The following is a 25,972-nucleotide window of genomic DNA, read 5'->3' as shown; positions in this document are numbered from 1 at the left end:
TTAAGGCAGTGCCTTGGAATTTGGAATTTAAAATTTGGAATTTTATTTTATTTTTACTGGAATCCCGGAAACCATTAAAACAACTTCATCAGCATTTGAAGCCAAAAACTGATTCATCCAGCCTTGCAATTCTGTAAATTTTCTGCCGATATGAGTGTCGGCATGAACCCCCATTCCAATTTCGTTCGTAACAATAATTAGTGTTACATTTTCCTGCTTGGCCATAGCAAGAAACTCTTTTTTTGCTTCTTCCAAACTTGAAGCAACATCATTTTTAGTGTCTACAAAAAAGTTGGTCAGCCAAAGCGTAACGCAATCAATCAAAGCCACTTTTCCTGAAAAATCAATTTCGCTTAAATTTTTTTCTTTTTCAATATTGGTCCATCTTTCATCGCGTTCCTGTTGATGGCGGTCAATTCTATTTTGGAAATCATCGTCCCATTTTCGAGCCGTTGCTACATACATTGGTGCGTCTGAGAGTTTTAATGCTAAATTTTGAGCATAACTGCTTTTTCCTGATCGCTCGCCTCCGGTAATTAAGTAAATCATTTATAATTGTTAATTGTTAGTTGTGAATTGTTAATTTGTAGTAGGAACTGGTTTGGAAACGAGTTGATTTTTTGTAGTTTTTATAATACTTGTTATTAGTTTTAAGATTGCAATGGCGTCAGTATTGATGTTTTTAAATTCTTTATCATTTAAATAATCAGTAGCTTTTAATAATTCTAGCCAATAAACTGATTCGTTTGCTTCTTTTTGCGCAATAGCAAATTTATGAATGAAATCATTTTTACTTTCAGCATGTTCTGCTTCTCTGACCATTGCACCAATGCTTGTTCCCGATCTCAGTAGTTGTTTAGAAAGTGTAAATTCTTTTTTCTCAGTACATAAATATTGATATAATTTGACAATTCGAATGGCAAAATCAAAACTTTTGTCTTTGATTACGTTGTTCTTCATAATTAACAACTAACAATTTATAATTAATAATTAGTAGGGGCAATGACGACAATCATTCCCGCAACAGCTTCCGCGTTTCAAATGAAACCAACTAGTGAAAACAGTATTGCCATCTTCGGTGTAATAATCAATATCTTCAATTAGTTTTGCTGTTTTTGGTAAAGATAATGCTTTATTTTGTAGCGCTTTTTTAGGTGTCATTGTTTCTACATAAGCATCAATTTTGTCCATGCAGGCTTCTTTAAAGCAAACCGGACAAAGACAATCTCCTCCTTCAGAAAGATTAAAAATGGGAGGATAATCATTACACCAACATTTGTTTTCAACAGAAATATCCCCGCATCTAAAAATAGTTTCGCAACTCGAACAAATTTTGGTTTTTGTGGTATTCATATATTGTAAAAAATGAGTTTGTTGAGATTTGTAAGAATAAAGGTAAACAAAAAAAATAGAAATTGCCTTACCTTTGTCCTCATCAAAAAATTAAATTTTGAAATTTTAGTATTCAAAATCTGTGCCGATATTGGTGTTAACGATTTCAAATCACAAAATAGTATAACCAACATATGAAACATTTATTGCCTAAAACGTTTTATGTTTTGTCTTTTTTTCTTCTTGTAAGTTGTAAAAAAAATGAAACTACCGAAGTTGCAAAATCTCCAATTGCTAAAAATAGTATTGAATATGCTTCAGGGCTTTCTATCGTAAAACAGGAAGGATATTCGGTTGTAACGGTTACTAATCCTTGGCCAAACGCAAATAAAAAATTCACTTATATTTTAAAAGAGAAAGAAGGTAAAATTCCTGATAGTCTTCAAGCTTACACAACAATCAACGTTCCGTTGGAAACGGTTGTAGTGACATCAACAACTAATATTCCGTATCTTGAAATGCTGGATGTAGAACATAAACTAGTTGGTTTTCCGCATACCGATTATATTTCTTCTGAAAAAACAAGAATATTAATTGATAAAGGGATTGTGAAAAACGTTGGACAAAATGAAAAATTAAACATTGAACAATTAATAGATTTAGCACCAGATTTGATTGTAACTTTTGGAGTTGACAACAACAATCCGATGCTGGATAATTTGAAAAAAAGCGGTTTAAATGTTATGATTCAGGCCGATTGGATGGAGCAATCTCCACTAGGAAAAGCCGAATGGATTAAACTTTATGGAGCTTTATTTGGTAAAGAAGATAAAGCCAAAGAATTATTTGACAAGATAGTTGAAAGCTATAATCAGGCTAAGAAATTAGTAGCTGATAAGCCTGCGACAACAACGGTTTTATATGGTTCTATGTACGAAGACGTTTGGTATGTGGCAAAAGGAAACAGCTGGGTAGCGCAATTTATGAAAGATGCAAAGTCTAATTATTTATGGGCCGATTTAAAAGGTACCGGAAGTGAAGGTTTATCATTCGAAAAAGTATTAGACAAAGCCAAAACAGCGAATGTTTGGATTGCGTCAGGTTCTTTTCTAACTTTAGCCGAATTAGAAAAAGCAAATCCGCATTATAGTGAGTTTGATGCTTTTAAAAATAAATCCATTTATACTTTAGAAAGCAAGTTTGGGGCAACTGGCGGAACCATTTATTATGAATTGTCACCAAGCCGTCCAGATCTGGTTTTGAAGGATTATATCAAAATTTTTCATCCGGATTTATTGCCGAGTTATGAGTTTACTTTTGCATCTAAACTGAATTAAATTGGCGAACAAAAAACGAAATACCATTTTATTTATCGCTCTGGGTTTAGGACTTCTTCTGATGTTTTTTGCAAGCCTTAGTTTAGGTTCGGTAAATATTCCGTTTAGAGATGTTTATGCAAGTTTAACCGGAGGTCAGGCGAGCAAATCAACTTGGGAATACATTATTATCAACTACCGTTTGCCAAAAGCAATTACAGCAATTTTAGTTGGAACCGGACTTTCAATCAGTGGTTTATTAATGCAAACATTGTTTAGAAATCCGCTTGCAGGACCTTACGTTTTAGGATTAAGTTCAGGCGCAAGTCTGGGTGTAGCTTTTGTTATTCTGGGTGCCGGATTTTTGCCCTCTTTTTTAAAAGTTGTTGCCTTATCATCATACGGAATTGTTTTGGCTTCGACCATAGGAAGCACACTTGTTTTATTGTTGGTTTTAGTGGTTTCACAACGCTTACGTGACACGATGGCAATCTTGATCGTTGGACTAATGTTTGGAAGTTTTACCACGGCAATTGTCAGTGTTTTAACTTATTTTAGTACTGCAGAACAGCTTCAGAAGTTTACTTTTTGGTCCTTGGGGAATCTTGGAAATCTTTCCTGGAAATCAATCACTGTTTTATCGGCCAGCGTATTTCTTGGTTTAGTTTTAAGTGCGGGCAGTATAAAACCTTTGAACGCTTTGCTGGTGGGAGAAAACTACGCCAGAAGTATGGGGTTAAATTTAAGAAAAGCACGTGTAATCATTATTTTTGCAACCAGTATTTTAGCCGGAAGTATAACTGCTTTTGCAGGCCCGATTGCTTTTATTGGTCTGGCAGTTCCGCATATAGCAAAACTAACTTTTCAAACCAGTAATCATATGATTCTGTTTTGGAGTACATTGCTTTATGGAGCTATTATTGTATTATTCTGTGATATAGTTTCTCAAATGCCAGGATTTGATGTTACACTTCCTATAAATGCAATTACGTCTATAATTGGTGCTCCGGTAGTAATTTGGTTATTAATAAGAAAAAGAAGTTTTCAGTAAAAACTTACAAATATTTAATATCTTAGTTTTTTAAACACATAGAGACATAGTTTTATAACCTTAAAAAAGGCGTTTCACTTTTCCTCAAAAAACATAGCGAAGTGAAAATTAAAATGAGTTTCTATTTTAACTAATATTAAATGGTTACTCAAAAATATTTAGATGAACTAACTTATAATGTAATTGGTGCTTGTATTGAAGTACATAAAATAATTGGAAAAGGATTATTAGAAAATGTTTATCATCAATGTTTGAAGGAAGAATTACAACATAGGAAATTGAATTTTTTCTCTGAAATGAAAGTACCGCTGATTTATAAAAATAAAGAATTGACTGCAGATTTAAGATGTGACTTATTTGTTGAAAATTGTTTGGTTGTAGAATTAAAAACGGTTTCTGAAATAAGTCCAATTCATGAAGCACAATTATTAACTTATATGAAACTATCAAAGGCTCCAAAAGGAATTATAGTTAACTTTAATTGCCATAATATTTTTAAAGAAGGCCAAAAAACCTTTGTAAATGAATATTTCAAATTATTGCCAAAGTTTTAGCAACATACGCTATGTGTTAATTTACAAGTAAATTTTAAAATCAACTATTCCACATAAAGAAAGAAAACTATGTTCTCTATGTGTTTAAAAAGTAGCCCCACAATGAAAACCATACTAAGCACATCAAATCTAAGAATTGGCTACAAGTCCAATAAAGGAACTGTGACTATTGCAGAAAATTTAAATTTGAGTTTAAATTCAGGAAAACTCATTTCATTAATTGGCGCAAATGGAATTGGGAAATCTACTTTATTACGAACTCTAACCGGAATTCAGCATCCTTTAGGAGGAAATGTTTTCCTGAATGAAAAAAACATAGCAGCTTACAATCCGTTAGATTTAGCGCAGAATTTAAGTTTGGTTTTAACCGAAAAATTGCCACCAAGTAATCTTTCTGTTTTTGAATTAGTGGCGTTAGGAAGACAGCCTTATACCAATTGGATTGGGACTTTAACCTCAGAAGATATAAAGAAAGTTCAGGAAGCAATGGCATTGACTCAAATTGAACATTTGGCTCAAAAAAGACACTTTGAAATCAGTGACGGGCAATTACAAAAGGTTTTAATTGCGAGAGCTTTGGCACAAGATACACCCTTAATTATTTTGGATGAACCAACAACTCATTTAGATTTACTACATAAAGTTTCACTTTTTAAACTGTTAAAAAAGCTAACACAAGAAACGCAGAAATGTATTTTGTTTTCGACTCACGATATCGATTTGGCAATTCAGTTAAGCGATGAAATGATCATCATGACGCCAGAATTTGTGGTGCAGGATGAACCTTGTAATTTAATCTCAAAAGGAAGTTTTGAAACTTTGTTCAAAGACGAACATATTATTTTTGATGCCGAAAAAGGGAAGTTTGTTATTACTTAAGATTGTTGTTTTCAAAGCGTACTCTGTAAACATGAAGTAAGTTTTCCAGCTCGTAATTTTTTATATTAAAATACTCAATTTCAATTCCCTCATTATTAAATACTAGATAATTGCCTGATAGGCTATCATTGCGCACTTTATTCCAAGGAACTAACTTTTTATTTTTCAATTGAATTCCTTTAGAGTTAATTATGATTTGAGGATTTCTATCTCGTAATTTTTTAAGGAGGTCATAAATTAAGTAAAAACAAACAGCAGTGGAAAGTAATATCATCCAAATATTTTCGAAAAAATAATAAATTATGGCAAAAAGTGATAAAGTATAAATTACCAAATTAAATATTAGCGCTGAGGTTGCATAATAAACGATTATCTCTTGAGGAACGGTATCATCGTCTTCGAATCTATCCTTCTCAAGAAATTTCTTTTCTAATAATTTTAGTTTTGATTTTTGATCTTCACTTTTAAATTCAGTTTTTTCAAACCAGCTTCCACTTTGCCAAATTAATTTCTCTTCGATTGCTTTTCGCTTTAATTTATGAACGTTTCTTACGTTTTCAAATGCCCAAATTTTCCATTTATTTACAAAATAGCTCCAAGAGAGCCAACCAGATAAAAAACCTACAACTAAAGTTATCGGAATACTCCATCCGGGAACTATTCCCAAATAAAATAACAAAAGCCCTAAGCTTATAGTTGCTATGATGATCACCGTTGGCAAGTGAACAAGTCTTGCTCTACCTTTTTTTAAAGCTTCATTAACGGTAACTGTCTTATGCATAATTAAACCTTTTTCAACCCAATCTGCCTCTTAGCTTCACCCACCACAAAAGCCACAGAATTAGCAATATTAAAGCTGCGAATTAAATTCGACATTGGAATCGTTAAATGATTCTCAAAACGAGCTAAAACTTCTTTGCTTAAACCAACACTTTCTTTTCCAAAAACCAACCAGTCTCCATCCTGAAAATCGGTTTCTAAGTAGGATTTATCAGCATGTGAACTCATCAGGAAAACGCGCGACTGATCCGGAATCTCCTGAATCCATTCTTCTATATTTTGATATTCGGTGACATCAAGATGTACCCAATAATCCAAACCCGAACGTTTCAGATTTTTATCATTAATCACAAATCCAAAAGGATGAATTAGATGTAAGCGACTTTCGGTGCCTACACATAAGCGTCCAATATTTCCAGTATTATTTGGTATTTCAGGTTCTACAAGAACAACGTTCAGCATCTTTTTGAGTTATGAGTTATGAATTATAGGTTAAGAGTCTCAAACTTTTAATAATTATCTAATTGACACATTTTCTAATTATCTAATTTAAAATCGGAAACTTCAAGTACCTCGCCAGCTTTTAAGTTTTGCAAATATACATTTCCTATTCGAACGCGAACCAGTCTTAAAGTCGGAAAACCAACCGCTGCAGTCATTTTCCTAACCTGGCGAAACTTTCCTTCATTTATAGTGATTGAAGCCCATGAAGTTGGACCATGACGTTCATCTCTGATTTTTTTGGCTCTTACTCCAAAATCCGGAATTTCAGTAACAATAAAAGCTTTGCAAGGTTTGGTTTTGTATTTTCCGCCGTCAAAACCAATTTCGACTCCTTTTTGCAGTTCTTCAATTGCTTCTGGAGTTATTACGCCATCAACTTGTACATAATATTCTTTGTCGACTTTTTTGCTTCTTATTTGTTCACTTACTTTTCCGTCGGTAGTTAGCAAAAGTAATCCTTCAGAATCTTCATCTAAACGGCCAATTGCCATTGTTCCTTCAGGGAAATCATATAATTCACCCAAAAGCTTTTTCTTTCTTTTTAGTTCGTAAATAAATTGGCTTAAATAGCCGTAAGGTTTAAAAAGAATGAAATGTTGATGCATATTGTAATTTTTATGCAAAGATAGTTTTGTTTCAGGAGTATTTCCAATTAATCCTTAAGTTGGGTTTTCATCTTCTTCAGCCATAACAGGACAAACCAAATCACAGTTATACCAAATAAGATTAATAGTGGAGTATAATAATCCTTAAAGAAATCATGAAAATAACTTCCAATTAAAATATAGGCAGAAGCGATGCAAAGTTTTATTATGATAAACTCGGCATTTGACCAACTCGTTTTTATTTTGAAAAAATTCATAACTCCTGATTTATTTCTGTTTGAAAATTATGCGGTACTAATTTACTATTATTTTGATAATTATTGCGTTATGTGTTTTAAACGCAGTTTTAAAATTAAATCAAGAATCCAAAAGCTATGTTAAATGACTTAGTTTTAAAATCTAAAATTCGTAATATTATGTAGTAATGAAAAAACAAAACACCATGGAAAACAATAATCTAGGCTCAAAAAAAATAAATGGGGCACAAAAAAATATAGACGAATCGAAAGGAAAAAATGTTTCTCACGATACAGAAGTACATGAATCAGAATTGAAAAAAGAAATTGTAGCCGATACTGAAGGAAACAAAGAAATTGTAGATCGCGCGAGAAATGTAAATGAAAAAATTGAAGAAACTTCAAAGCAAATCAATCCAGATAATCCAAATGCCAATCGTGGTGTCTCGACAGAAGAAGAAGCTAAAAAAACAGTTGAGAATAAAGATCGTAATTCAGATGTTACTCCAAATCGTTATCCTAATTCAAATCCGGAAAGTCATGAAGACAGAGGAAATATGAAATTGGATGAATAATTACTTTAAATAGTGATTTTTTGACAGAAATTAATTGGTTTTTTCAAAAATAACATTTGATTAGCACATTGCGTTAATCTTATTCTAAACTTGCTTTTTGATCGAATAAGCCAGCAGGATCTTCGTAAATTGGAGCTACAAATTTAAATTTTAAGAATATGGCACTTTTAGAAAACAAAGTAGCTTTTGTATCCGGCGGTGGTTCAGGAATTGGTCGCGCTGTTGCAGAGGCTTATGCTCGCGAAGGAGCAAAAGTAGTACTTTCAGATATAAATGTAGAACATGGTGAAGAAACAGTTAAAGCAATAAAGGAAAGTGGTGGAGAAGCTTTTTTTGTAAAAGGTGATTCATCTAGTGCGATTGATAATAAACATATGGTGGAAGTAACTGTTTCAAAATACGGGCGATTGGATATTGCGTGCAATAATGCCGGAATGGGCGGCCCTGCGAAACCAACGGGAGAATATGAACCAGAAGCCTGGGATAAGGTAATTGCATTGAATTTAAGCGGCGTTTTTTATGCTTGTCGCTATCAGTTAGAGCAAATGGAAAAAAACGGTGGAGGCAGCATTGTCAATATCGCTTCGATTCATGGGCAGGTTGCCGCTCCCCTTAGTCCGGCTTATACAGCGTCTAAACATGGAGTTGTTGGACTGACGAAGAATATTGCTGCCGAATATGCATTAAAAAATATTCGTTGCAATGCCGTCGGACCGGGGTACATCGAGACTGCTTTACTGAAAGATAATTTGAATAAAGATATGATGGAAGCCATTGCTGCAAAAGCACCGATGAACCGATTAGGAACTTCCGAAGAAATTGCCGAATTAGTTGTATTTCTAAGCTCTGAAAAATCATCTTTTACAACGGGAAGTTATATTATTGCAGATGGTGGTTATACTGCTGTTTAAATTAGGAATCAAATAGAATACAAAACGGCTGTCTATTTAGGACAGCCGTTTTTTTTATGCTAGTAATCCAGTAATTTTTTAAAAGTATCAAAATTAGGTTTTGGCGTTATTTCGAAAAAATAATCCAATTGCCAACGCTGTGTTTTTTGAGCTTGTTTGTTTGTCGTTTCGTCCCAGGGAGGATAAACTCTGACGGCTCTTTTTCCATCTTTGGTCGCTGTCGAAAAGATTCCTTTTTCTAATAACACCGCTTTCGGGAAAATAAACTGACCAAGAAGATTTTCTTTTCGAACACTAATGAAGACAAAATCAATCAGATCGGAGGAATCAAAAGGCTCAATAGTTCCTAATCTGCTTCGTTTCCATAAAGTGACAAATTGACCCGTTTTTGTGGGAGTAATTTTGGCTTCACGGTAACAAATAAATTTTTCATTGAGATAAAAACGATAAGCACTATAATCAATGCTTTCACTTTCCTGCTGTGGTTGCGAACAGTCAAAATCAAAACAATCATAAACAAGTTCTTTGGTCAAAAGCAAATCTCTGGGTATAGATTTGTGATTTGTCCAATGGTTTTTTACGATCATTTTGTGAAGACTCGCTTTTAAGCTTGTTTTCAAAATTATTGTAGGTTTAGGTGTTATGTAGGTTTTTGGGTGTTAAATATATTGTTTTTTATTTAAAATGAAACATTTAATCCGAAATTTAAGCCCCATTGGAACTGATTAAAAGATTGACTGTTCAATGGATTTACGTAATAATTCATAGCTGGTTCTACAAAAACATTTGTTTTTTTGTAAATACGATATTGTACGGTACTGCTTAATGTAGAGCCATATACGAAATCATTCGCGTTTATGTTTTCTCCCAGCGAATTTCCATCTATAGCAACATTGTTAGAAATCAGTTTACCTACAAAACCTCCCGTATTTAAGCTGATAGAAGCTTTGTTTTTAGAAAAAACAGCATACGAAACTTCTAATGGCATCTCTACATATCTTAAGCTTTGGTCTAAATTGCCACTCTGAACATTGTTGCTTGTCAATGCATTTTTAGTTGAATTAGAAACCAATACATAGCCTTCGCTACTTGCGATTTGAGGAACTGTAGGGTTCTTTATAAAATAATCACCAGTAGTCAGGAAAGCATTGTTGGCCGTTTTAATATAAGAAACATTAGCAACACTCTGGCCTAATTCGTTGATTTTGACACCAGAACCAACGGCCCATTTTTTATTGATTTTATATTTAGTTTTAACACCGTAAGTACTACTTTGTTTAGAGTCGTTTACGTTGCCTAAAGTTTTGTCATTTTTATAGTTTTCAGAATTGGCAATTCCGGCAAAAACTTCAAGTGCCCATTTTTCAGCTGTTGATGAAGTTTTAGATTTTTTTTCATTTCCTTTTTTAACTTCAGGAATTATGCCTTTTTCTAAATTTTGAAGTTCTGCCAACTGAACAGAATCTTGTTTGCTCAAAACGTCGCTGAATTTTGAACTGCTTTTTGAAGTATTGTCAGCAATCGCTTTTTCGGTTTTAATAGTTGTTGGTGCAGCTTGTTTTTTATTGTCAATTGCCGCTGTTTGTCTATTGTTTGAAACTGAATTTGAAGTTCCTAAAGCAACACTGGCAGCATTTGAATTCGGTTGATTTTCAAAAATAGAATTGGGTACCTGATTTTTTGAGAACGAATTAAATTGATTTTGTTTTCCGGTCTTAAAAGTTTTTTCTGCTACAGCTTGATTTCCATTTCTTTTTTCAGGGTTAAAGCTTTGATTTTTCGAAAAAGAATTGAATTGATTTTGATTTCCAAAAGTATATGTTTTTTCAGCTACTGCCTGATTTGCATTTCTTTTTTGAGAATTTAAATTTTTATTTTTGGAAAATGCTGAATTGACTTGATTTTGCTTTTCAGAAATTCTTGTTTGTTCAGCAACGGCCTGGTTTACATTTATTTTTGCTGAATTTAATTTTACATCAGAGGAACCATTGTTATTTTTAGAATCAGCTTGAGCAACTGCAGTTTCTTTTGTTTGAATTTCTTCAACAGTATTAGGGTTATTTTTTAAGCTATCTTCAGAAGAATTTTTCCCAATTTCAGATTGCTTTTCGGTGCTGTTTTCTTCGGTAGAAATTGTTCGGGTAGTATTAAAATCTTTTTTATTCTCGTCTATAACAACACTGTTATTTCCTCCAGCACCATTAGTAATAGTCTGAATTCCGTTATTTGAGCTAAAATGTAAAACAGAAGGCAATAACAAGCCTAGTAACAGGCATGCCGCTGCTGACCACCAAAGAATAGCTCTTTTTTTCTTTTTAGGTTGGTCCAGTTTTTCTTCAATGTTTGCCCACAATTCAGGAGGCGGAATACTTGAAAAGTCTTCCATTGATGAAAAAATATCTTCTATATTCTGTTTTTTCATGCTATTTTAAAATTTTTTTTTATGCTCAAAATCCTTTTTTGCAAAATCCCTTTCGCCCGGTTTAAATTTGATTTTGATGTTCCTTCTGATATTTTTAATAATTCGGCTATGTCTTTGTGCTTCATTTTTTCAAAAACATACAAGTTAAAAACGGTTCGGTACTGATCGGGTAAATCCTGAATAAATTCTAACAGTTTTTCTTGTTCTATTGGAATTGCATCTAATTCTTCCTCCTCTATAAAATCAGTATCAGGATCAAAAACATCTAAAAAGAAACTTTCTTTCTTCTTTTTATTTAAAGTTTCGATAAGCTTATTTATGAAAATACGTTTTAACCAGCCTTCGAAGCTTCCTTCAAATTTGTACTGGCTTATTTTTTGAAAAACAATCACAAATGCTTCCTGGAAAACATCCTTGGCATCATCTTCATTTTTCATATATTTAAGGCAAATACCATACAAGACAGGAGAGAACAACTGATAAATTTTCAGCTGTCCATCTCTGTCATTTTGCATGCATTGTCGAATATATTTTTCTAAATCGTCTTTCAAAAATGGTTTAATTTGGTTTTGCAAAAATAGTTTTTATAAACTTAAAAAGCTACCTTTTATAAATACTACACGTAGTATACTTTTTATTGCTAACGATTGTTAAGTTTTGATGGTCAGTATTTTATATGATATAAGTATTGTTTTCAAGAGAGTCAGATTGGTGATCTGGCTGTCAGGAAAACAATACTTTTTTGGTTGATCTATATTGTTCAAATTTCTACATCATTTTAGCATAATAATTCAGTAGAAAAATATAGTCTTATTATTTCAAGCTTGTGATTTTATCCTGAATAGTTTTTTTGAATAATTTTACTTCTGAACTTTGATCAGCAGTATCGTTAGGGTCAATAAAAATTTTGGTAACTACTGCACCTTGGGTCAACTGAAAATAAATACCTCCCTGATCTGCTGAACCTGGTGTTCCGTATGTTTTGGTTTGTCCCTTTAAGTTTAAAATTTCAGTTGGTACTTTAGTTAAGAATAAAGTATAATCGTCTTTTTTTGCTATGGTAGCGTATTTATATTGGTTGAAATCATACTTACCTGCTACTACATTTAGAAAATTTAGAATATTGTAATTGTTTATCTGAAAAAATTTCTGACAATCTGCTCCCGTACATTTATCGTTATAACTTCCAATTACGATGTTATCAGAAGTCTCTGTTGTTCTGTTAAAAATGATAGGTTTTGATGTTTTTGGAATTAAAATAAAATCTGATGGATAAGTAGGGGACGATGATATTGTTTCACCTGCTTGTGGTCCTTTTTCGTAAAAATTAATAACCATCTGACAGCTGTTTTCAACGATACTTGTGATTTTTATGGCATAACCATTAGTAGGTTTTACTCCGGCAAAAATTCCGACTAAGTATTTTTGAGTAAAATCGATGTTAGGATCGCTTGGAACAGTACAGGTATTTTCGTGCTTAGTAAAGTAGTACTCCATTTTTTCAGTTGAGTTTACTACTATAGCGGCAGGAGTAGTAGGTAAATTTTTTACGGCATAATTGCATAAAAGCGGAAACCCCGTAAAAGCTACATTTGTGTTTACTCCACAATCTACATTATCCAGGTCATCATTATTAAGAGAGCAGGCACTAAATCCAAAAGCTATAAACAAGCTTAACATTAATTTTTTCATCGGTAATATTTTAATAGGTTATACTTAGTAGATGTGTTTTTTTAAAATGGTTGCGTGCAGCATTCCTTTTTTAGACATATTTTAATTGAGAATGTTGATTTAATTTAAGATTACTAATAATTCGTGAAATTTTAATTTTAAAAAAGTAAGTACTACGTATTATTGCGTACTTTTACGTAAAAAAGAACTAAGTTATGTTTGATTTTCTTCCGTTTTTATTGGCTTTTATTGTAGCGTTGTTTCTGGGGATTTATTTAGGAAGAATGTTGTTTTCAGCTAAATTTCAATCAGAAAAAGTGAGTTTAGAGGAAAGATTAAATGCCAATACAAATCAATTGCAGTTACAGAAGGAACAATTTGAAAGTGAAAAAAGAAATTTTGAAAAATTACTTCAGTTAAATAATGTAGAAAAAGAAAGTATCCGAACTGAAAAAGACAGTCTGGCAATTCAGCTTTCTAAAAAAGAAGTAGATTTTGAAAATTTGTGGGAACGCCACAAAGAGCAAAAAACAGAAATCACAGAGCTTCAGGAAAAGTTTACTAAGGAGTTTGAAAATTTAGCCAACAAAATTCTTGAAGAAAAGTCGGCTAAGTTCACAGAACAGAACAGTGTGAACATGAAGAATATCCTGTTGCCATTGCAGGATAAAATTCAGGGATTTGAGAAAAAAGTCGAACAAACGCATAAAGAAAGTATCGATTATCATGCGGCCTTGCGTCAGCAGATTGTAGGTTTAAGTGAGATGAATGCCCAAATGAGCAAGGAAACCTTGAATTTGACCAAAGCCTTGAAAGGTGATAGTAAGATGCAGGGTAATTGGGGTGAATTGGTTTTGGAACGTGTTTTAGAGAAATCGGGTTTAGAAAAAGGACGTGAGTACGAAGTACAGCAAAGTTTTACAAATAGCGAAGGAAGTCGTGTTTTTCCTGATGTCGTTATCAATCTGCCTGACGGCAAAAAAATGATTGTCGATTCTAAGGTTTCTTTGGTTGCCTATGAAAAATGGATCAATGAAGAATCTGAAATTCTAAAAATTGATTATTTAAAAGAACACGTCAATTCGATTAGAAGACATGTAGAACAACTCGGAAATAAAAATTATCATGATTTGTATCAAATCGAAAGCCCGGATTTTGTTTTGCTTTTTATTCCGATAGAACCGGCATTTGCAATTGCATTGAATGAAGATTCGGCCTTATACAATAAAGCATTTGACCGAAATATTGTAATTGTAACGCCAAGCACATTACTGGCAACCTTAAGAACAATCGACAGTATGTGGGCCAACCAAAAACAGCAGGAAAATGCTTTTGAAATTGCCAGACAAGCGGGAGCTTTATACGATAAATTTGAAGGTTTTGTTGCCGATTTGGTTCGAATTGGAAACAAAATAAAAGACACCAAAAATGAGTACGACAGTGCCATGAATAAATTGGTAGACGGAAAAGGAAACTTGATTTCAAGTGTCGAAAAATTAAAGAAAATGGGAGCAAAGGCCAAAAAGTCGCTTCCGGAAAATATTATTGCAAGAGCCTCAAATACAGAAGATAATCAACTACTAAACTAAAACTTTTACCTACTTAAAATACCACAATCATATGACTGCAGATTTCAAATCCGTTTCTTCATCGAAAATAAGTATTTCTGAATTAATGTTGCCTTCGCACACCAACTTTAGCGGAAAAATTCATGGAGGTTATATTCTTCAATTACTGGATCAGATTGCTTTTGCTTCTGCTTCAAAATTTTCCGGGAACTATTGTGTGACAGCTTCGGTTGATACCGTGAATTTTTTAAAACCTATTGAAGTAGGAGAATTGGTTACCATGAAAGCCTCGGTTAATTATGTGGGCAGAAGTTCGATGGTGGTTGGAATTCGCGTTGAAGCAGAAAATATTCAGACAGGAGCTGTTAAACATTGTAATTCGTCTTATTTTACAATGGTTGCCAAAGATAAAGAAGGTAAAAGCGTGCAAGTGCCCGGACTTATTTTGTCGAATTTAGAAGAGGTTCGTCGTTTTAGAAAAGCAATTAAACATAATGAAGCCAAAAAAGAATTTCAGGAACATGAAAAAATTGCAAAAGTAAATTCGATTGAAGATTTGGCAAGTTTAGATAAATATAATGTGCTTTTAGAGATTAGTTAAAAGTGAAAGTTTAATTTAAATCAGATCAAAATGGTAAAGTTTGGATATACAATTTTATATGTAGAAAATGTAGAAGAGTCAATTGTATTTTATGAAAATGTATTTGGTTTTTCAAGAAAATTCATAAGTCCGGATAATGATTATGGCGAATTAATTACAGGTGAAACTACACTTTCGTTTGCGTCAAAGAAATTGGCAGGCGAAAATTTAAAAGATGGTTTTGTTGAAAGTAACTTAGATAATAAACCTTTTGCCATTGAAATTGGTTTTATTACAGATGATGTTCCGGAGTTAGTTCAAAAAGCAACTTCTTTTGGAGCGGTACTAATAAAGGAACCAACACAAAAACCTTGGGGGCAAGTGGTGGCCTATGTTAGGGATCTGGATGGGTTTTTAGTGGAGATTTGTACTGAAATGGAATAGCTTAAAAAAGCATTTCACAAATAACATCTCACATTTTACACCACAAAAACATTTCACAAATATTTAGCATATTGCAGCAACTAATAGCTGGAAATTTTCGTAACTTTAAGTATATAGATATGTTACTAAAATTTCACGGAGTATTGCCATTCGATTTTTTAAAAATCTGATTCTTTTTTTAGTTAATCCCACTAAAAAAAACCGAATGACATAATTGTTTAATTGCTGACGATTATGAAAAGAACTACATTATTAATCTTGCTTTTTTCTGCATTTTCTTTATTTGCTCAGGAAAAATTTACAACCAATACGGCAACTGTAAATTTTGAGGCTTCAGTACCATTATTTGAGGAAGTAAAAGCAGTAAATAGATCTGTTGCGATTGTTTTGGAGCCTAAAACAAGCGTTTTCATCTGCACCGTTGTTGTCAAAGATTTTCGTTTTAAACTGGACTTGATGCAAGAACATTTTAATGATAATTATATGGAAAGTAATCGCTATCCTAAAGCGGTTTTTAAAGGTAAAATTGCAAAATTTGATTTGAAGGATATCAATGAAACTGAAAAAGAATATACGATCAAAGGTAAATTGACTGTTCGTGGTAAGTCAAAAGAAATTGAAGTGAAAGCCTATTTGAAAAAAGTAAACGAAGGCATTCAGATTCATTCTGATTTTCCAATTGCGGTATCTGATTTTAATATTCAAATACCGAATAGAATTGCCGAGAAAATTTCGCAAACGGCAAATACAGATTTAATTGGAGTGATACGAAACGAAGATGCGATTCTTTTAACACTAAAATAAATTAGGACAGGCTGGTTGAGAGCGTTGCTTCAATATCTTTATATTGAAATTCAAAACCTGCTTCCTGTATTTTTTCAGATGAAATTCGTTGCCCTTTCAAAACAGCAATACTCATTTCACCTAATGCAAGCTTGATAAGAAACTCTGGTATATTGGGAAGCCAAATGGAGTATCCATATAAATGGGCCAGAATTCTTGACAGGGTTGCATTTGTAGTATTATCAGTTATCGTGGCGTTGTAGGCACCCTGCATTTCAGTGTCTACTATTGCTTTTAAGTAAATTTGGCACAAATCTTCTACATGAATCCAAGGTAAATATTGTTTTCCGGAACCTAAAATGGCACCAAAACCAGCTTTAAAACCGGGAGCTATTTTTTTTAGAAATCCTTCATCTTTTCCCAGAACAATTCCCGTTCTGATTTTTACTGTTCTAATTCCCAATAAACTAATTTGATCAGCTGCATGTTCCCATTGCTGGCAGGTCGTGCCTAAAAAATCATTTGCCGGAGATGTTTCTTCAGTGCAAATTTCCTGACTTGTTATAGCGCCATAAATGCCAACCGCAGAGGCAGAAATAAATCCGTCTAAAGTTTTATTGCTTTCTTTTAAAGCAGATAATATAAGTTCAATAGGTTTAATCCGGCTTTCTAAAATTGCTTTCTTGCGTTTTTTAGTCCATCGTTTCTCTACAATTCCTTCACCAGCCAAATGAATAATATAATCGGCATTCAGAATAGCATCTTTCTCGATAAAATTATCTTTTAGATTCCATTTATAGTACGTAATCGATGGTGTGTTTTCTCTGCTCGAACGGCTTAAAATAGAAACCGTAAAACCACTTTCGATAAGAACATCTGTAAGATGCTTGCCGATAAATCCAGTTCCTCCGGTGAGTAAAACATTCTTAGCCATTATATTATAATATATTTAACAGTGCATCTTGTTTAACGATAAGTAAAGGTACTTAAACATTCCTTACCTTTAAGGCAAATTCTAAATTTAAATGAAATGGCTACTAAAAAGAAGATAATCAATAAAGAAGATATCGTTTCAATGTACATGAATGAAGTTTTAGAAAAGGGGCGAAAACCAAAATCAGTTTATCATTTTACAAAAGAAAATGATTTTGCAGAAACGGAATTTTATGCTTTTTTTGGAACACTAGAAGGCTTAGAAAAAGAGATATTCAGACTCTTTTTAGTCAATACAGTTGATTTGCTGCATAAAAATTCGGATTATCAGGAATATGACATGAAGAATAAAATGTTGAGTTTTTATTTCACATTCTTCGAGATCCTGACAGCGAACAGAAGTTATGTTCTACAATCATTAAAACTAGATAGAAATCCATTAAAAAATTTAGTACAACTGACTTCCCTTCGTGAATCATTTAAAGAATATGTTGCTGAAATCCTGACAGACGATTATAGATTGGAACAGGAGAAATTTCAAAAATTTCAGGAGAAAGGAATTCAGGAAAGTGCATGGCTGCAATTGATGATGACCATAAAATTCTGGATGGATGATGATTCTGCCGCTTTTGAGAAAACAGATATTTTTATCGAAAAGTCAGTTAATGCATCATTCGAACTTATGAATGTAGCGCCATTAAATCATTTGATAGATTTTGGAAAATTTCTGTTCAAAGAAAAAATATACAGCAAACAATGAAAACAATCGATTATATACCAACATCAAAAATAGAAAGAGCTGGAAAACTGGTGCAAACCGGAGCTAAAATAGGTGTAAACTATGTTAAACATTATGCCGAAAAAATGGTTAATCCAGACCTGACCCGAGACAAATTAAACGAAAATAATGCAGAGGATATTTATGACGGATTAAAAAGCCTGAAAGGAAGTGCGTTGAAAGTCGCTCAAATGTTAAGCATGGACAAGAACTTTTTACCTCAGGCTTATGTCGAGAAATTTTCATTATCGCAGTTTTCTGTTCCGCCACTTTCGGCACCATTGGTTTTAAAAACGTTTAAAACGAATTTCGGAAAAACGCCTTATGAAATCTTTGATGAATTTAATGCTAATTCGGTCAATGCGGCAAGTATTGGTCAGGTGCATTTGGCTAAGAAAAATGATAAAAAGCTGGCAGTTAAAATTCAGTATCCTGGTGTTGCCAACAGTATTTCTTCAGATTTGGCTTTGGTGAAGCCTATTGCGATCAGAATGTTTAATTTGCAGGGAAAAGATTCAGATAAATATTTTAAAGAAGTTGAAGATAAACTAATTGAAGAAACCAATTATTTATTAGAATTAAAACAAAGTCAGGAAGTTGTTGAAGCCTGCAGTAAAATTGAAAATATACTTTTTCCGAATTATTATCCGGAGTTCTCATCAGAAAAAATCATCACGATGGACTGGATGACGGGAATTCACCTTTCTGAGTTTACGGCTAAAAATACAAATCAGGAAGTAGGAGATAAATTGGGTCAGGCACTTTGGGATTTCTATATGTATCAAATTCATGTTTTGAAAAAAGTGCATGCAGATCCGCATCCCGGGAACTTTTTAGTGAACGAGCAAAATCAGTTAATTGCCTTAGATTTTGGTTGTATGAAACAAATTCCTGAAGATTTTTATGTGCCGTATTTTGAGTTAATCAACAAAAATGTAATTACAGATCCAGCACTTTTCAATCAGAAATTATTTGAATTAGAAATTCTTCGTCAAGATGATACAGCTTCAGAAATAGAATATTTTACAGAGATGTTTCATGATTTGTTGTCACTTTTTACAAAACCGTTTAAAGATGAGACCTTCGATTTTGCCGATGAAAGTTTTTTCGAAAGCATTGCTAAATTAGGCGAACGTTTCTCAAATGATACTGCCCTCAAAAAAATGAACGGAAATCGCGGTTCTAAGCACTTTATTTATATGAATCGAACTTTCTTTGGTTTGTATAATTTAATGTTTGATTTGAAAGCGAAAATTGTGGTAGAGAATTTTAAAAAATATTAAATTTTTTTTGTTTCAGGTTTCAGGTTTCAAGTTGACAAGATTGCGCAAAATACCTTTGCGAACTTTGCGTAAAATCATTGCGAACCTTGCGGTTAAACTTGAAACCTGAAACAAAAGAAACTTATTTCAAAATTCCTGCTTTATAAGTCTCAATCGCACGTTCTCTCGCAAAAGCGTGATCCACCATTGGTTCATTATAACCCAAATCAAATTCCGGAATCCATTTTCGGATGTAAATTCCTTTTTCGTCAAATTTCTTTTGTTGAATTTCGGGATTGAAAACTCTGAAGTAAGGTGCTGCATCGCAACCTGTTCCAGCGGCCCATTGCCAGTTTCCAACATTGGATGCCAATTCGAAATCTAATAACTTCTCAGCAAAATAAGCTTCACCCCATTGCCAGTTGATGAGTAAATGTTTGCATAAAAAACTGGCAACCACCATGCGAACACGATTGTGCATATAACCGGTTTCATTAAGTTGGCGCATTCCGGCATCGACCATTGGGTAACCTGTTGTGCCGGCACACCAGCGTTTAAAATCGTCTTCGTTATTCCGCCACTGAATACCATCATAAGCTGATTTGAAATTATGGTTAACGCAATTCGGAAAATTAAATAAGATCTGAATAAAAAACTCTCTCCAGATTAATTCGCTCAAAAAAGTTTGATTTTTTCGGCTGGCCCAATTCACTAACTTCCGAATACTTACGGTTCCGAAACGTAAATGTGGTGAAAGGTAAGAGGTGCTGTCTAAAGCTGGAAAATCTCGAGTTTCTTTATAATTGGTAATTTGTGTTAAGTTATGTGGAAGGACTTTTATCGAGCTCTTTTCAAAACCTATTTCATTTATTTCCGGAAAATTATATTGAATTTTAGCAAAATTATCGAATAGGGATTCTGAATTATATTCTGATACGCCGCCTGAAAGATGGTATTTCTCGAGCCATTTATTTTTGTACGGAGTGTAAACAGTATAGGGAAGGCCGTCTGCTTTTGTTATTTCTTTTTCTTCAAAAATCACGTGATCTTTAAATGAAAAAGTTTCAATCTGATTTTTCTTCAATAAGGAAGAAATGGCAAAATCGCGTTTGATCGCAAACGGTTCGTAATCCTTATTAAAGAAAACGTGTTGAATGTTATATTGTTCTAAAAGTGATTGCCAGACTTCACTAGTTTTCCCTTTTCTGATTAAAATAGAAGAAGAAATTGTCTGAAGCTGTTCTTTTATTTTTTGAAGCGAATCATAAATAAAACTTACCCGCGCATCATTTTTAGGAAGGTTCTCCAAAATATCATCATCAAAAATAAATAATGGAATTACCGGAAAGTCTGATTGTAGCGCATGAAATAATCCGGTATTGTCTTCTAAACGCAAATCACGTCTAAACCAGAAAAAAGTAACTTTTTGTTTTGCCATTTTAATCTTTAGTGAGAAATATGTTTCGTGTGTTTAATATTAATCGACTTGATTTTCGACCAATACTTTTGAATTGAATAATTCTTCAATTTTATTGTGACGGTAATCGAAGATGGTTTTTAGTTTGCTCCTTACAACAAGACTATTCATTATTCGGCCTAAGAACCCTAATGGAAGGGCATAATGTACGATGTCAGTCATTTTTGTTCCGTCTTCTGTTGGTTCAAAAAAATGTTTGTGGTGCCATAAGGCGTAAGGTCCAAAACGCTGTTCGTCTATAAAATATTGATTTTCTTTTGAAACGGTGATGATCGTAACCCAATTAATTTTAATGCCTAAAAGAGGTTTTAAAGTATAGGTAATAATCTGGCCGGGATACATACGTTTACCGTCAAAATCCTGAATTTCAAAACTCATATTATCAAGTGTTATGGTTTGTAGATTTTTTGGGCTGGAGAAAAAATCCCAGCATTCTTCGACACTTGCATTTACATGTTGAATGGTTTCTATTTTGTATACTTTCATAAAATCAATTTACATTTTGTAATATTTAAAAGGAACAAATAACATTCCGAAACATTCTCCTTCTTCTTTTCCTAAATGTTTATGGTGAATTTTATGTGCTTTCCGTAACCCGATGAGATACTTGTTTTTAGTGTTTTTAAACCATTTAAAACGCTGATGTATCAAAACATCATGGATTAAGAAATAGCAAACTCCATATAAAGTTACGCCGCAGGCAATGAAAAACAAATAATTAAATCCGCCCTGAACACCAAAATAAAAAAGAACAATACTCGGAACGGCAAAAATGACAAAGAAGATATCATTTCGTTCAAAAGTATTTTCGTATTTGGGTTGGTGATGATCTGCATGAAAATACCACATTAATCCGTGCATCACGTATTTATGCGTAAGCCAGGTAACACATTCCATGAACAGAAAAACACCTAAAAAGATTAAGAAAGAAATCATTTTTTTATTTGTTGAAATATTAAAGTTGCAATTAAAATGACTGACATTTTAACTTAAAAATATAAAAGATTGACTCTATAAATTATCAGACTAATTTTAGCTTGTAAGTTACAAAAGATTGGGCTAAAAGTCCTGCTTTTGTGTAATTTGAAACCCTGATTCGCGAATTTCCAATTTCATAATAAGGCGTATTTTTTAGTTTCTGTAATAGCTTTTTGTAATAAATGTAAGCTGTATATACGCCAAATTTTGCTTCCATCGGAAGTTTTACAATTCCCTGATAGGCAATTCTAAAATCTTCTTCGATTTCTTTGATGATGGTCGTTTTAGCATTTTCATCAAAAGATTTTAAATCGACTCCTGGAAAATAATTTCGGTTTAAAACTAAATTATCGTCTTTTAAATCCCTGAGAAAATTGACTTTCTGAAAAGCAGAGCCCAATCGCATCGCTTCGTATTTTAGTTGCTCGTATTTTTGATTGTTTCCTTTGACAAAAATCTTTAAACACATTAATCCCACAACATCAGCAGAACCGTAAATATAATCTTCGTATTCCGTTTGTGTGTTGTAGGTTGATTTTATCAAATCTTGTTTCATGCTTTTAAGAAATGCCTGTACTAAATCATCCGTTATATTATATTGTTTCACGGTATGTTGAAACGAGTTTAAAATAGGATTGAGGCTAATACCCATTTCCATGGCTTTGTAGTGTTCTTTCTCAAAATCATTGATGAGGTTTTCTTTGTCATAATCATGAAAAGAATCGACAATTTCATCTGCAAAACGAACAAAGCCATAAATGCTATAAATGCCATCTCTAATACTAGGTGAAAGCATTTTTACGGCAAGCGAAAAAGAAGTGCTGTAGTTTTGGGTAACCAATTTGCTGCACTTTATAGAAACGGTGTCAAATAGTGATTTCATCTTTTTGCGATCTTAGAGATTGGTGAATTAATTCAGCTACTAATTTTCCCGAAATTAAGGCGGGCGGAACTCCCGGACCAGGCACGGTTAATTGTCCTGTAAAATATAAATTACGAACTTTTTTACTTTTTAGTTTTGGCCTTAAAAATGCAGTTTGGAATAATGTATTGGCCATTCCGTATGCATTTCCTTTGTAAGCATTGTAATCTGCTACAAAATCATTTTTGCAGAAGGATCTTTTAAATATAATATTATTTCTAATTTTTTGCTGCGTAAGTTCCTCAAAACGAGTGATTATTTTTTTGAAATATTCTTCCCGAAGTTCTTCTGTATCTTTGATCCCCGGCGCTAGTGGAATTAAAAAGAAGCCGCTTTCCATTCCGTTTGGTGCTGCAGACTCGTCTGTTTTAGATGGGAAATTTGCGTAAAATAAAGGTTCGTCAGGCCATTTTGGCTGATCATAAATATCTGCGGCATGCTGATTAAAATCAACATCAAAAAATAAAGCGTGATGGGTGATGTTCTCTATTTTTTTATCGAAACCAACAAAAAATAAAAGAGAAGAAGGTGCAAAAACACGACTTTCCCAATATTTTTCTGAATAGCTTCTATATGTTTCGTCGAGTAAGGTTTCGGTATGTTGATAATCGGCACCACTTAAAATGATATCCGCTTTTATGGTTTTTCCGTTAATTATGATTCCGGTTGCGGTTTTGTTTTCTACTATAATTTTTTCAATTGCTGCATTCGTTTCAATCGTAACTCCTAGTTCAGTTGCTAGTTTCTCGATGCCACGAACGACATCAAACATTCCGGTTTTAGGATGCCAGGTTCCTAAACCAAAATCGGCATAATTCATAAAATTATAAAACGATGGTGTTTTGGTTGGTTTTGCACCTAAAAATAAAACAGGAAATTCGAGAATCTGAATTAATCGCTCGTTTTTAAATTTCTTCCGAATATCAGTACTTACATTGCCAAAAAACTGATTTAATTTTAATGCAGTTTGTGGCGTGATTAATTCTAAAGGAGAAACTCCCGGGCGATAAACCAAATCTTTAATGGCAATATCATAGTTGCTTTTGGCCTGATTAATAAAAGTTTCTAGTTCTGATCCGCTTCCTTTTTCAATGGCTTCAAAAGTAGTTTTTATTGCTTCAAGATTATCATAAATATTGATGAAGTCATTTATTCCAAAATAAACACGGTACGCCGGATTTAGTTTGATGAGTTCATAATAATCGTTTGGTTTTTTGTTGAAATCACTGAAGAATTTTTCAAAAACGTCTGGCATCCAATACCAGCTTGGCCCCATGTCAAAAGTAAAACCGTCTTTTTTGAATTGTCGTGCGCGACCGCCAATCGATTCGTTTTTTTCATAAATAGTTACCTTGTTACCTTGTTGTGCCAGGTAACAAGAAGCGGCTAACGAAGAGAAGCCTGAACCTATTATTGCGATAGTTTTTGTCATTTGTTTAACAAATATACAAAAACTTTAAACAAAACAATTATATTCTTTCGAGAGTCTCGTCCATCGAGTAGAAAAGTTTTATTCTTTCAGGTAAAACAGTCTGATCAATGTGTTCTATCATGCTCCCCATAAGCCAGATTTCGTTGTTTTTCTCCAGTAATTTTTGCCCCATTGTTTTTACATATTGATTAATCACGCTTCTATCGGGTTGAACCGTCATGAAAGAGACAAACGTAATGTTCTCAAAATATCGGGTAAGATCCTGAAGGTTTTCAATAGGCATACTTTCTCCTAAATAAATGCATTTGTATCCTTTTAAGAGAATTTCATATTGTATGTACAATAGCCCGAGTTGGTGAATTTCATTTAAGGGTAACGAAAGAACAAAAACACGATCTTTTTTGGTTGGTTTTAAGATTTGAAGACTTTCCGTATAAATTAAAATCTTTTGTTTAATCAGATGACTTATGAAATGTTCATTTGCCGGACTAATGGTTTCAGATTGCCATAACAATCCCAGTTCTTTTAATAAAGGAAGAAAATGGTCTTTGAAAACTTCGCTAAATGTTTTTTCTGAAATAAGCCAGTCAAAGGTGGTGAAGAATAATTCCTGGTCAAAATTCATCATCGCCATCTTAAAAGATGTGATAGCGTAATTTTGAGAATTCTTCTTTGAAATGATTTCACGCACCAGCTGTGGAATTTTTTCCTCCGGGTACGTCGCTATTTTAGATATTTTATATCCGTACTCGTGTAATAGCGTTATGTTTAATAGTTTTTGTAAATTATGTACATTATAAAGTCTGATATTGGTATCAGTTCTCATGGGTTCAAGAATGTTATATCTTTTCTCCCAAATACGAATGGTATGCGCTTTTATTCCTGATAAATTTTCAAGGTCTTTTATGCTAAAAACGGTCTTTATGTTGTTTATCATTATTACTATTTTGGATGAACAAAAATAGAATAAAATCTGAGATTACATTTAAAACCTGATTAAAATGATAGATTATTAGAAGTTTGTAGTATCATACTGATTTAATTTGTCCAAATACAAGATTGTTTTTGAGCCGTCTTTACTTCTGTTGTACATGGTGACGAATTTTGCGCCATAAATAACTTCGCTAAAAGTATAAGAAGTTCTGGCTGCCACGGTGTTACTAAACATATCATCGAACGTAGTTATGAAAACTAAAATTTCGCCATGGATTTTTTTGAAATCTTCTTCGGTAAAATTATATAACGGACTGTTTTCTGTTATGGGATGTACTAAGGTCCAGCTTAAAGATAATGCATTGATTCTGTCAAGTTCTAAATCTAAGGTGTAAAATTTGTTTGTTCGTTCTCCATTTTCTTCAATGCTCATTCCGAGCGTTACTTTTGCTTTTGCATCTGTAAAATTGGTGTTTTTAAAAGGTACCAGACGAATCATCAACCCTTTGCCTTCACCATATGGTGAAATTAGGGCATTATGAGAGAATTTTAGAAAAGCAGTTGGTTTACTGAATCTTCCAAAGAACAAACCTGTTGCAATAGCAAAACTTAATAAACCAATTAAAGCTTCTGCCGCAGATAACGCACTGGTTAAAAAACCACTCGGACTAATGTGTCCATACCCTACGGTTGTGAAAGTTTGTGCGCTAAAAAAATAGGCTTGTCCAAATTGTATTAATGCACTTTGTGTTGGTGCAATTCCATCAAGATGTTCAATTCCAATTCCGTAATAAAGTAAGGCGAAAACAAAATTGATGGCAATATAGAAACTAAATAAAATAAGCATGAATTTCCAATTGGGCATGTCGATCATGGTGTGATACCAGCTGATGCGGCGTAGGATGTTCATTCCTCTTTTTTCGATATTTGGGGTTCCGTTTTTGTTTACAAATCTACCGCCGTAGCTGTTTGCATTGGTCCCGAATCCTGAATTTTTATCGGTTTGTGCCTGGATGTTTATTTTTTTAAGAAGTGCCATTCAAGGT

General features: G+C 33.2%; 30 protein-coding genes. 12 read left to right on the top strand and 18 right to left on the bottom strand.

The window, feature by feature from the left end:
- Positions 1–42: 42 nt before the first annotated feature.
- Genes cobU through AC3ITQ_RS00590 form a run of 3 tightly spaced genes read right to left on the bottom strand, consistent with a single transcriptional unit; the run spans position 43 to position 1,353 of the window.
- Positions 43–549, bottom strand: a complete 507-nt coding sequence (gene cobU, locus AC3ITQ_RS00600) for a bifunctional adenosylcobinamide kinase/adenosylcobinamide-phosphate guanylyltransferase (RefSeq protein WP_489236383.1) — start codon at positions 547–549, stop codon at positions 43–45.
- A gap of 30 nt (positions 550–579) precedes the next feature.
- A complete protein-coding gene (locus AC3ITQ_RS00595) occupies positions 580–960 on the bottom strand; it encodes a four helix bundle protein (protein ID WP_489236382.1) in 381 nt (126 codons plus the stop codon).
- A 30-nt stretch (positions 961–990) separates the two neighbouring features.
- Positions 991–1,353 (bottom strand): C1orf53 family protein, encoded by a 363-nt coding sequence (locus AC3ITQ_RS00590; RefSeq protein ID WP_194658418.1) that lies wholly within the window; start codon positions 1,351–1,353, stop codon positions 991–993.
- 173 nt (positions 1,354–1,526) lie between these two features.
- Here AC3ITQ_RS00590 and AC3ITQ_RS00585 point away from each other — a divergent pair, with 173 nt between their 5' ends.
- The 4 genes from AC3ITQ_RS00585 to AC3ITQ_RS00570 all read left to right on the top strand — a co-directional run bounded on the left by AC3ITQ_RS00585 (position 1,527) and on the right by AC3ITQ_RS00570 (position 5,132).
- Positions 1,527–2,669, top strand: a complete 1,143-nt coding sequence (locus AC3ITQ_RS00585) for an ABC transporter substrate-binding protein (RefSeq protein WP_489236381.1) — start codon at positions 1,527–1,529, stop codon at positions 2,667–2,669.
- Position 2,670: 1 nt separating this feature from the next.
- Positions 2,671–3,699: an iron chelate uptake ABC transporter family permease subunit gene (locus tag AC3ITQ_RS00580; RefSeq protein WP_489236380.1), complete on the top strand. Its 1,029-nt coding sequence runs from the start codon at positions 2,671–2,673 to the stop codon at positions 3,697–3,699.
- A 140-nt stretch (positions 3,700–3,839) separates the two neighbouring features.
- Positions 3,840–4,253: a GxxExxY protein gene (locus AC3ITQ_RS00575; RefSeq protein ID WP_489236379.1), complete on the top strand. Its 414-nt coding sequence runs from the start codon at positions 3,840–3,842 to the stop codon at positions 4,251–4,253.
- A 102-nt stretch (positions 4,254–4,355) separates the two neighbouring features.
- Positions 4,356–5,132, top strand: coding sequence for an ABC transporter ATP-binding protein (locus tag AC3ITQ_RS00570; protein WP_489236378.1), 777 nt, complete (start codon positions 4,356–4,358; stop codon positions 5,130–5,132).
- Here AC3ITQ_RS00570 and AC3ITQ_RS00565 read toward each other — a convergent pair.
- From AC3ITQ_RS00565 to AC3ITQ_RS00555, 3 genes are all read right to left on the bottom strand, one after another.
- Positions 5,125–5,913, bottom strand: a complete 789-nt coding sequence (locus AC3ITQ_RS00565; RefSeq protein ID WP_489236377.1) for a hypothetical protein — start codon at positions 5,911–5,913, stop codon at positions 5,125–5,127. The two genes, AC3ITQ_RS00570 and AC3ITQ_RS00565, sit on opposite strands and share 8 nt — an antisense overlap.
- Before the next feature lie 2 nt (positions 5,914–5,915).
- Entirely contained in the window at positions 5,916–6,374 is a 459-nt protein-coding gene (locus AC3ITQ_RS00560) for a tRNA (cytidine(34)-2'-O)-methyltransferase (RefSeq protein ID WP_489236376.1), read from the bottom strand.
- 74 nt (positions 6,375–6,448) lie between these two features.
- Positions 6,449–7,021 (bottom strand): pseudouridine synthase, encoded by a 573-nt coding sequence (locus AC3ITQ_RS00555; RefSeq protein ID WP_489236375.1) that lies wholly within the window; start codon positions 7,019–7,021, stop codon positions 6,449–6,451.
- Positions 7,022–7,445: 424 nt separating this feature from the next.
- Between AC3ITQ_RS00555 and AC3ITQ_RS00550 the strand changes: the two genes are divergently transcribed.
- Together AC3ITQ_RS00550 and AC3ITQ_RS00545 are read left to right on the top strand one after the other, a co-directional pair.
- Entirely contained in the window at positions 7,446–7,832 is a 387-nt protein-coding gene (locus AC3ITQ_RS00550; RefSeq protein WP_489236374.1) for a hypothetical protein, read from the top strand.
- A gap of 158 nt (positions 7,833–7,990) precedes the next feature.
- Entirely contained in the window at positions 7,991–8,743 is a 753-nt protein-coding gene (locus AC3ITQ_RS00545) for an SDR family NAD(P)-dependent oxidoreductase (RefSeq protein ID WP_489236373.1), read from the top strand.
- Positions 8,744–8,802: 59 nt separating this feature from the next.
- Here the strand turns inward: AC3ITQ_RS00545 and AC3ITQ_RS00540 are convergent, their stop codons facing one another.
- From AC3ITQ_RS00540 to AC3ITQ_RS00525, 4 genes are all read right to left on the bottom strand, one after another.
- Positions 8,803–9,330, bottom strand: coding sequence for a MepB family protein (locus tag AC3ITQ_RS00540; RefSeq protein WP_489236372.1), 528 nt, complete (start codon positions 9,328–9,330; stop codon positions 8,803–8,805).
- Positions 9,331–9,422: 92 nt separating this feature from the next.
- Entirely contained in the window at positions 9,423–11,165 is a 1,743-nt protein-coding gene (locus AC3ITQ_RS00535) for a hypothetical protein (RefSeq protein WP_489236371.1), read from the bottom strand.
- Positions 11,162–11,716: an RNA polymerase sigma factor gene (locus AC3ITQ_RS00530; protein WP_375033488.1), complete on the bottom strand. Its 555-nt coding sequence runs from the start codon at positions 11,714–11,716 to the stop codon at positions 11,162–11,164. Before AC3ITQ_RS00530 ends, AC3ITQ_RS00535 begins: the two co-directional genes overlap by 4 nt.
- 262 nt (positions 11,717–11,978) lie before the next feature.
- On the bottom strand, positions 11,979–12,857 hold the full coding sequence (locus tag AC3ITQ_RS00525; RefSeq protein ID WP_489236370.1) for a protease complex subunit PrcB family protein: 879 nt from the start codon (positions 12,855–12,857) through the stop codon (positions 11,979–11,981).
- 194 nt (positions 12,858–13,051) lie between these two features.
- Here AC3ITQ_RS00525 and AC3ITQ_RS00520 point away from each other — a divergent pair, with 194 nt between their 5' ends.
- From AC3ITQ_RS00520 to AC3ITQ_RS00505, 4 genes are all read left to right on the top strand, one after another.
- Positions 13,052–14,425, top strand: a complete 1,374-nt coding sequence (locus AC3ITQ_RS00520; RefSeq protein ID WP_489236369.1) for a DNA recombination protein RmuC — start codon at positions 13,052–13,054, stop codon at positions 14,423–14,425.
- A 31-nt stretch (positions 14,426–14,456) separates the two neighbouring features.
- Positions 14,457–15,005 (top strand): acyl-CoA thioesterase, encoded by a 549-nt coding sequence (locus AC3ITQ_RS00515; protein ID WP_489236368.1) that lies wholly within the window; start codon positions 14,457–14,459, stop codon positions 15,003–15,005.
- A 30-nt stretch (positions 15,006–15,035) separates the two neighbouring features.
- Positions 15,036–15,428 (top strand): VOC family protein, encoded by a 393-nt coding sequence (locus tag AC3ITQ_RS00510; RefSeq protein ID WP_489236367.1) that lies wholly within the window; start codon positions 15,036–15,038, stop codon positions 15,426–15,428.
- Between the two features lie 234 nt (positions 15,429–15,662).
- Entirely contained in the window at positions 15,663–16,232 is a 570-nt protein-coding gene (locus tag AC3ITQ_RS00505) for a YceI family protein (protein ID WP_489236366.1), read from the top strand.
- Position 16,233: 1 nt separating this feature from the next.
- Here the strand turns inward: AC3ITQ_RS00505 and AC3ITQ_RS00500 are convergent, their stop codons facing one another.
- A complete protein-coding gene (locus AC3ITQ_RS00500; RefSeq protein WP_489236365.1) occupies positions 16,234–17,145 on the bottom strand; it encodes a TIGR01777 family oxidoreductase in 912 nt (303 codons plus the stop codon).
- Between the two features lie 96 nt (positions 17,146–17,241).
- Here AC3ITQ_RS00500 and AC3ITQ_RS00495 point away from each other — a divergent pair, with 96 nt between their 5' ends.
- The gene (locus tag AC3ITQ_RS00495; protein ID WP_489236364.1) at positions 17,242–17,904 is read left to right on the top strand and encodes a TetR family transcriptional regulator C-terminal domain-containing protein; all 663 of its coding nucleotides are present in this window, start codon (positions 17,242–17,244) and stop codon (positions 17,902–17,904) included.
- The gene (locus AC3ITQ_RS00490; RefSeq protein ID WP_489236363.1) at positions 17,901–19,205 is read left to right on the top strand and encodes an ABC1 kinase family protein; all 1,305 of its coding nucleotides are present in this window, start codon (positions 17,901–17,903) and stop codon (positions 19,203–19,205) included. The genes AC3ITQ_RS00495 and AC3ITQ_RS00490 overlap by 4 nt, the downstream gene beginning before the upstream one ends.
- 121 nt (positions 19,206–19,326) lie before the next feature.
- Here AC3ITQ_RS00490 and AC3ITQ_RS00485 read toward each other — a convergent pair whose 3' ends face one another.
- From AC3ITQ_RS00485 to AC3ITQ_RS00455, 7 genes are all read right to left on the bottom strand, one after another.
- Positions 19,327–20,622 (bottom strand): cryptochrome/photolyase family protein, encoded by a 1,296-nt coding sequence (locus AC3ITQ_RS00485; protein WP_489236362.1) that lies wholly within the window; start codon positions 20,620–20,622, stop codon positions 19,327–19,329.
- A 39-nt stretch (positions 20,623–20,661) separates the two neighbouring features.
- Entirely contained in the window at positions 20,662–21,147 is a 486-nt protein-coding gene (locus AC3ITQ_RS00480; RefSeq protein ID WP_489236361.1) for an SRPBCC family protein, read from the bottom strand.
- Positions 21,148–21,156: 9 nt separating this feature from the next.
- Positions 21,157–21,597 (bottom strand): sterol desaturase family protein, encoded by a 441-nt coding sequence (locus AC3ITQ_RS00475; RefSeq protein WP_489236360.1) that lies wholly within the window; start codon positions 21,595–21,597, stop codon positions 21,157–21,159.
- An 85-nt stretch (positions 21,598–21,682) separates the two neighbouring features.
- Positions 21,683–22,522, bottom strand: a complete 840-nt coding sequence (locus tag AC3ITQ_RS00470) for a phytoene/squalene synthase family protein (protein WP_489236359.1) — start codon at positions 22,520–22,522, stop codon at positions 21,683–21,685.
- Positions 22,506–23,993, bottom strand: a complete 1,488-nt coding sequence (locus AC3ITQ_RS00465) for a phytoene desaturase family protein (RefSeq protein WP_489236358.1) — start codon at positions 23,991–23,993, stop codon at positions 22,506–22,508. Before AC3ITQ_RS00465 ends, AC3ITQ_RS00470 begins: the two co-directional genes overlap by 17 nt.
- Positions 23,994–24,030: 37 nt before the next feature.
- Positions 24,031–24,930, bottom strand: a complete 900-nt coding sequence (locus tag AC3ITQ_RS00460; protein WP_489236357.1) for a MerR family transcriptional regulator — start codon at positions 24,928–24,930, stop codon at positions 24,031–24,033.
- A 75-nt stretch (positions 24,931–25,005) separates the two neighbouring features.
- On the bottom strand, positions 25,006–25,965 hold the full coding sequence (locus AC3ITQ_RS00455) for an ion channel (protein ID WP_489236356.1): 960 nt from the start codon (positions 25,963–25,965) through the stop codon (positions 25,006–25,008).
- Positions 25,966–25,972 lie beyond the last annotated feature (7 nt).

The organism is Flavobacterium sp. KH_001 (assembly GCF_057840745.1).
Note: the sequence above shows the minus strand (reverse complement) of the source record. Positions and strands in the feature narration are given on the sequence as shown.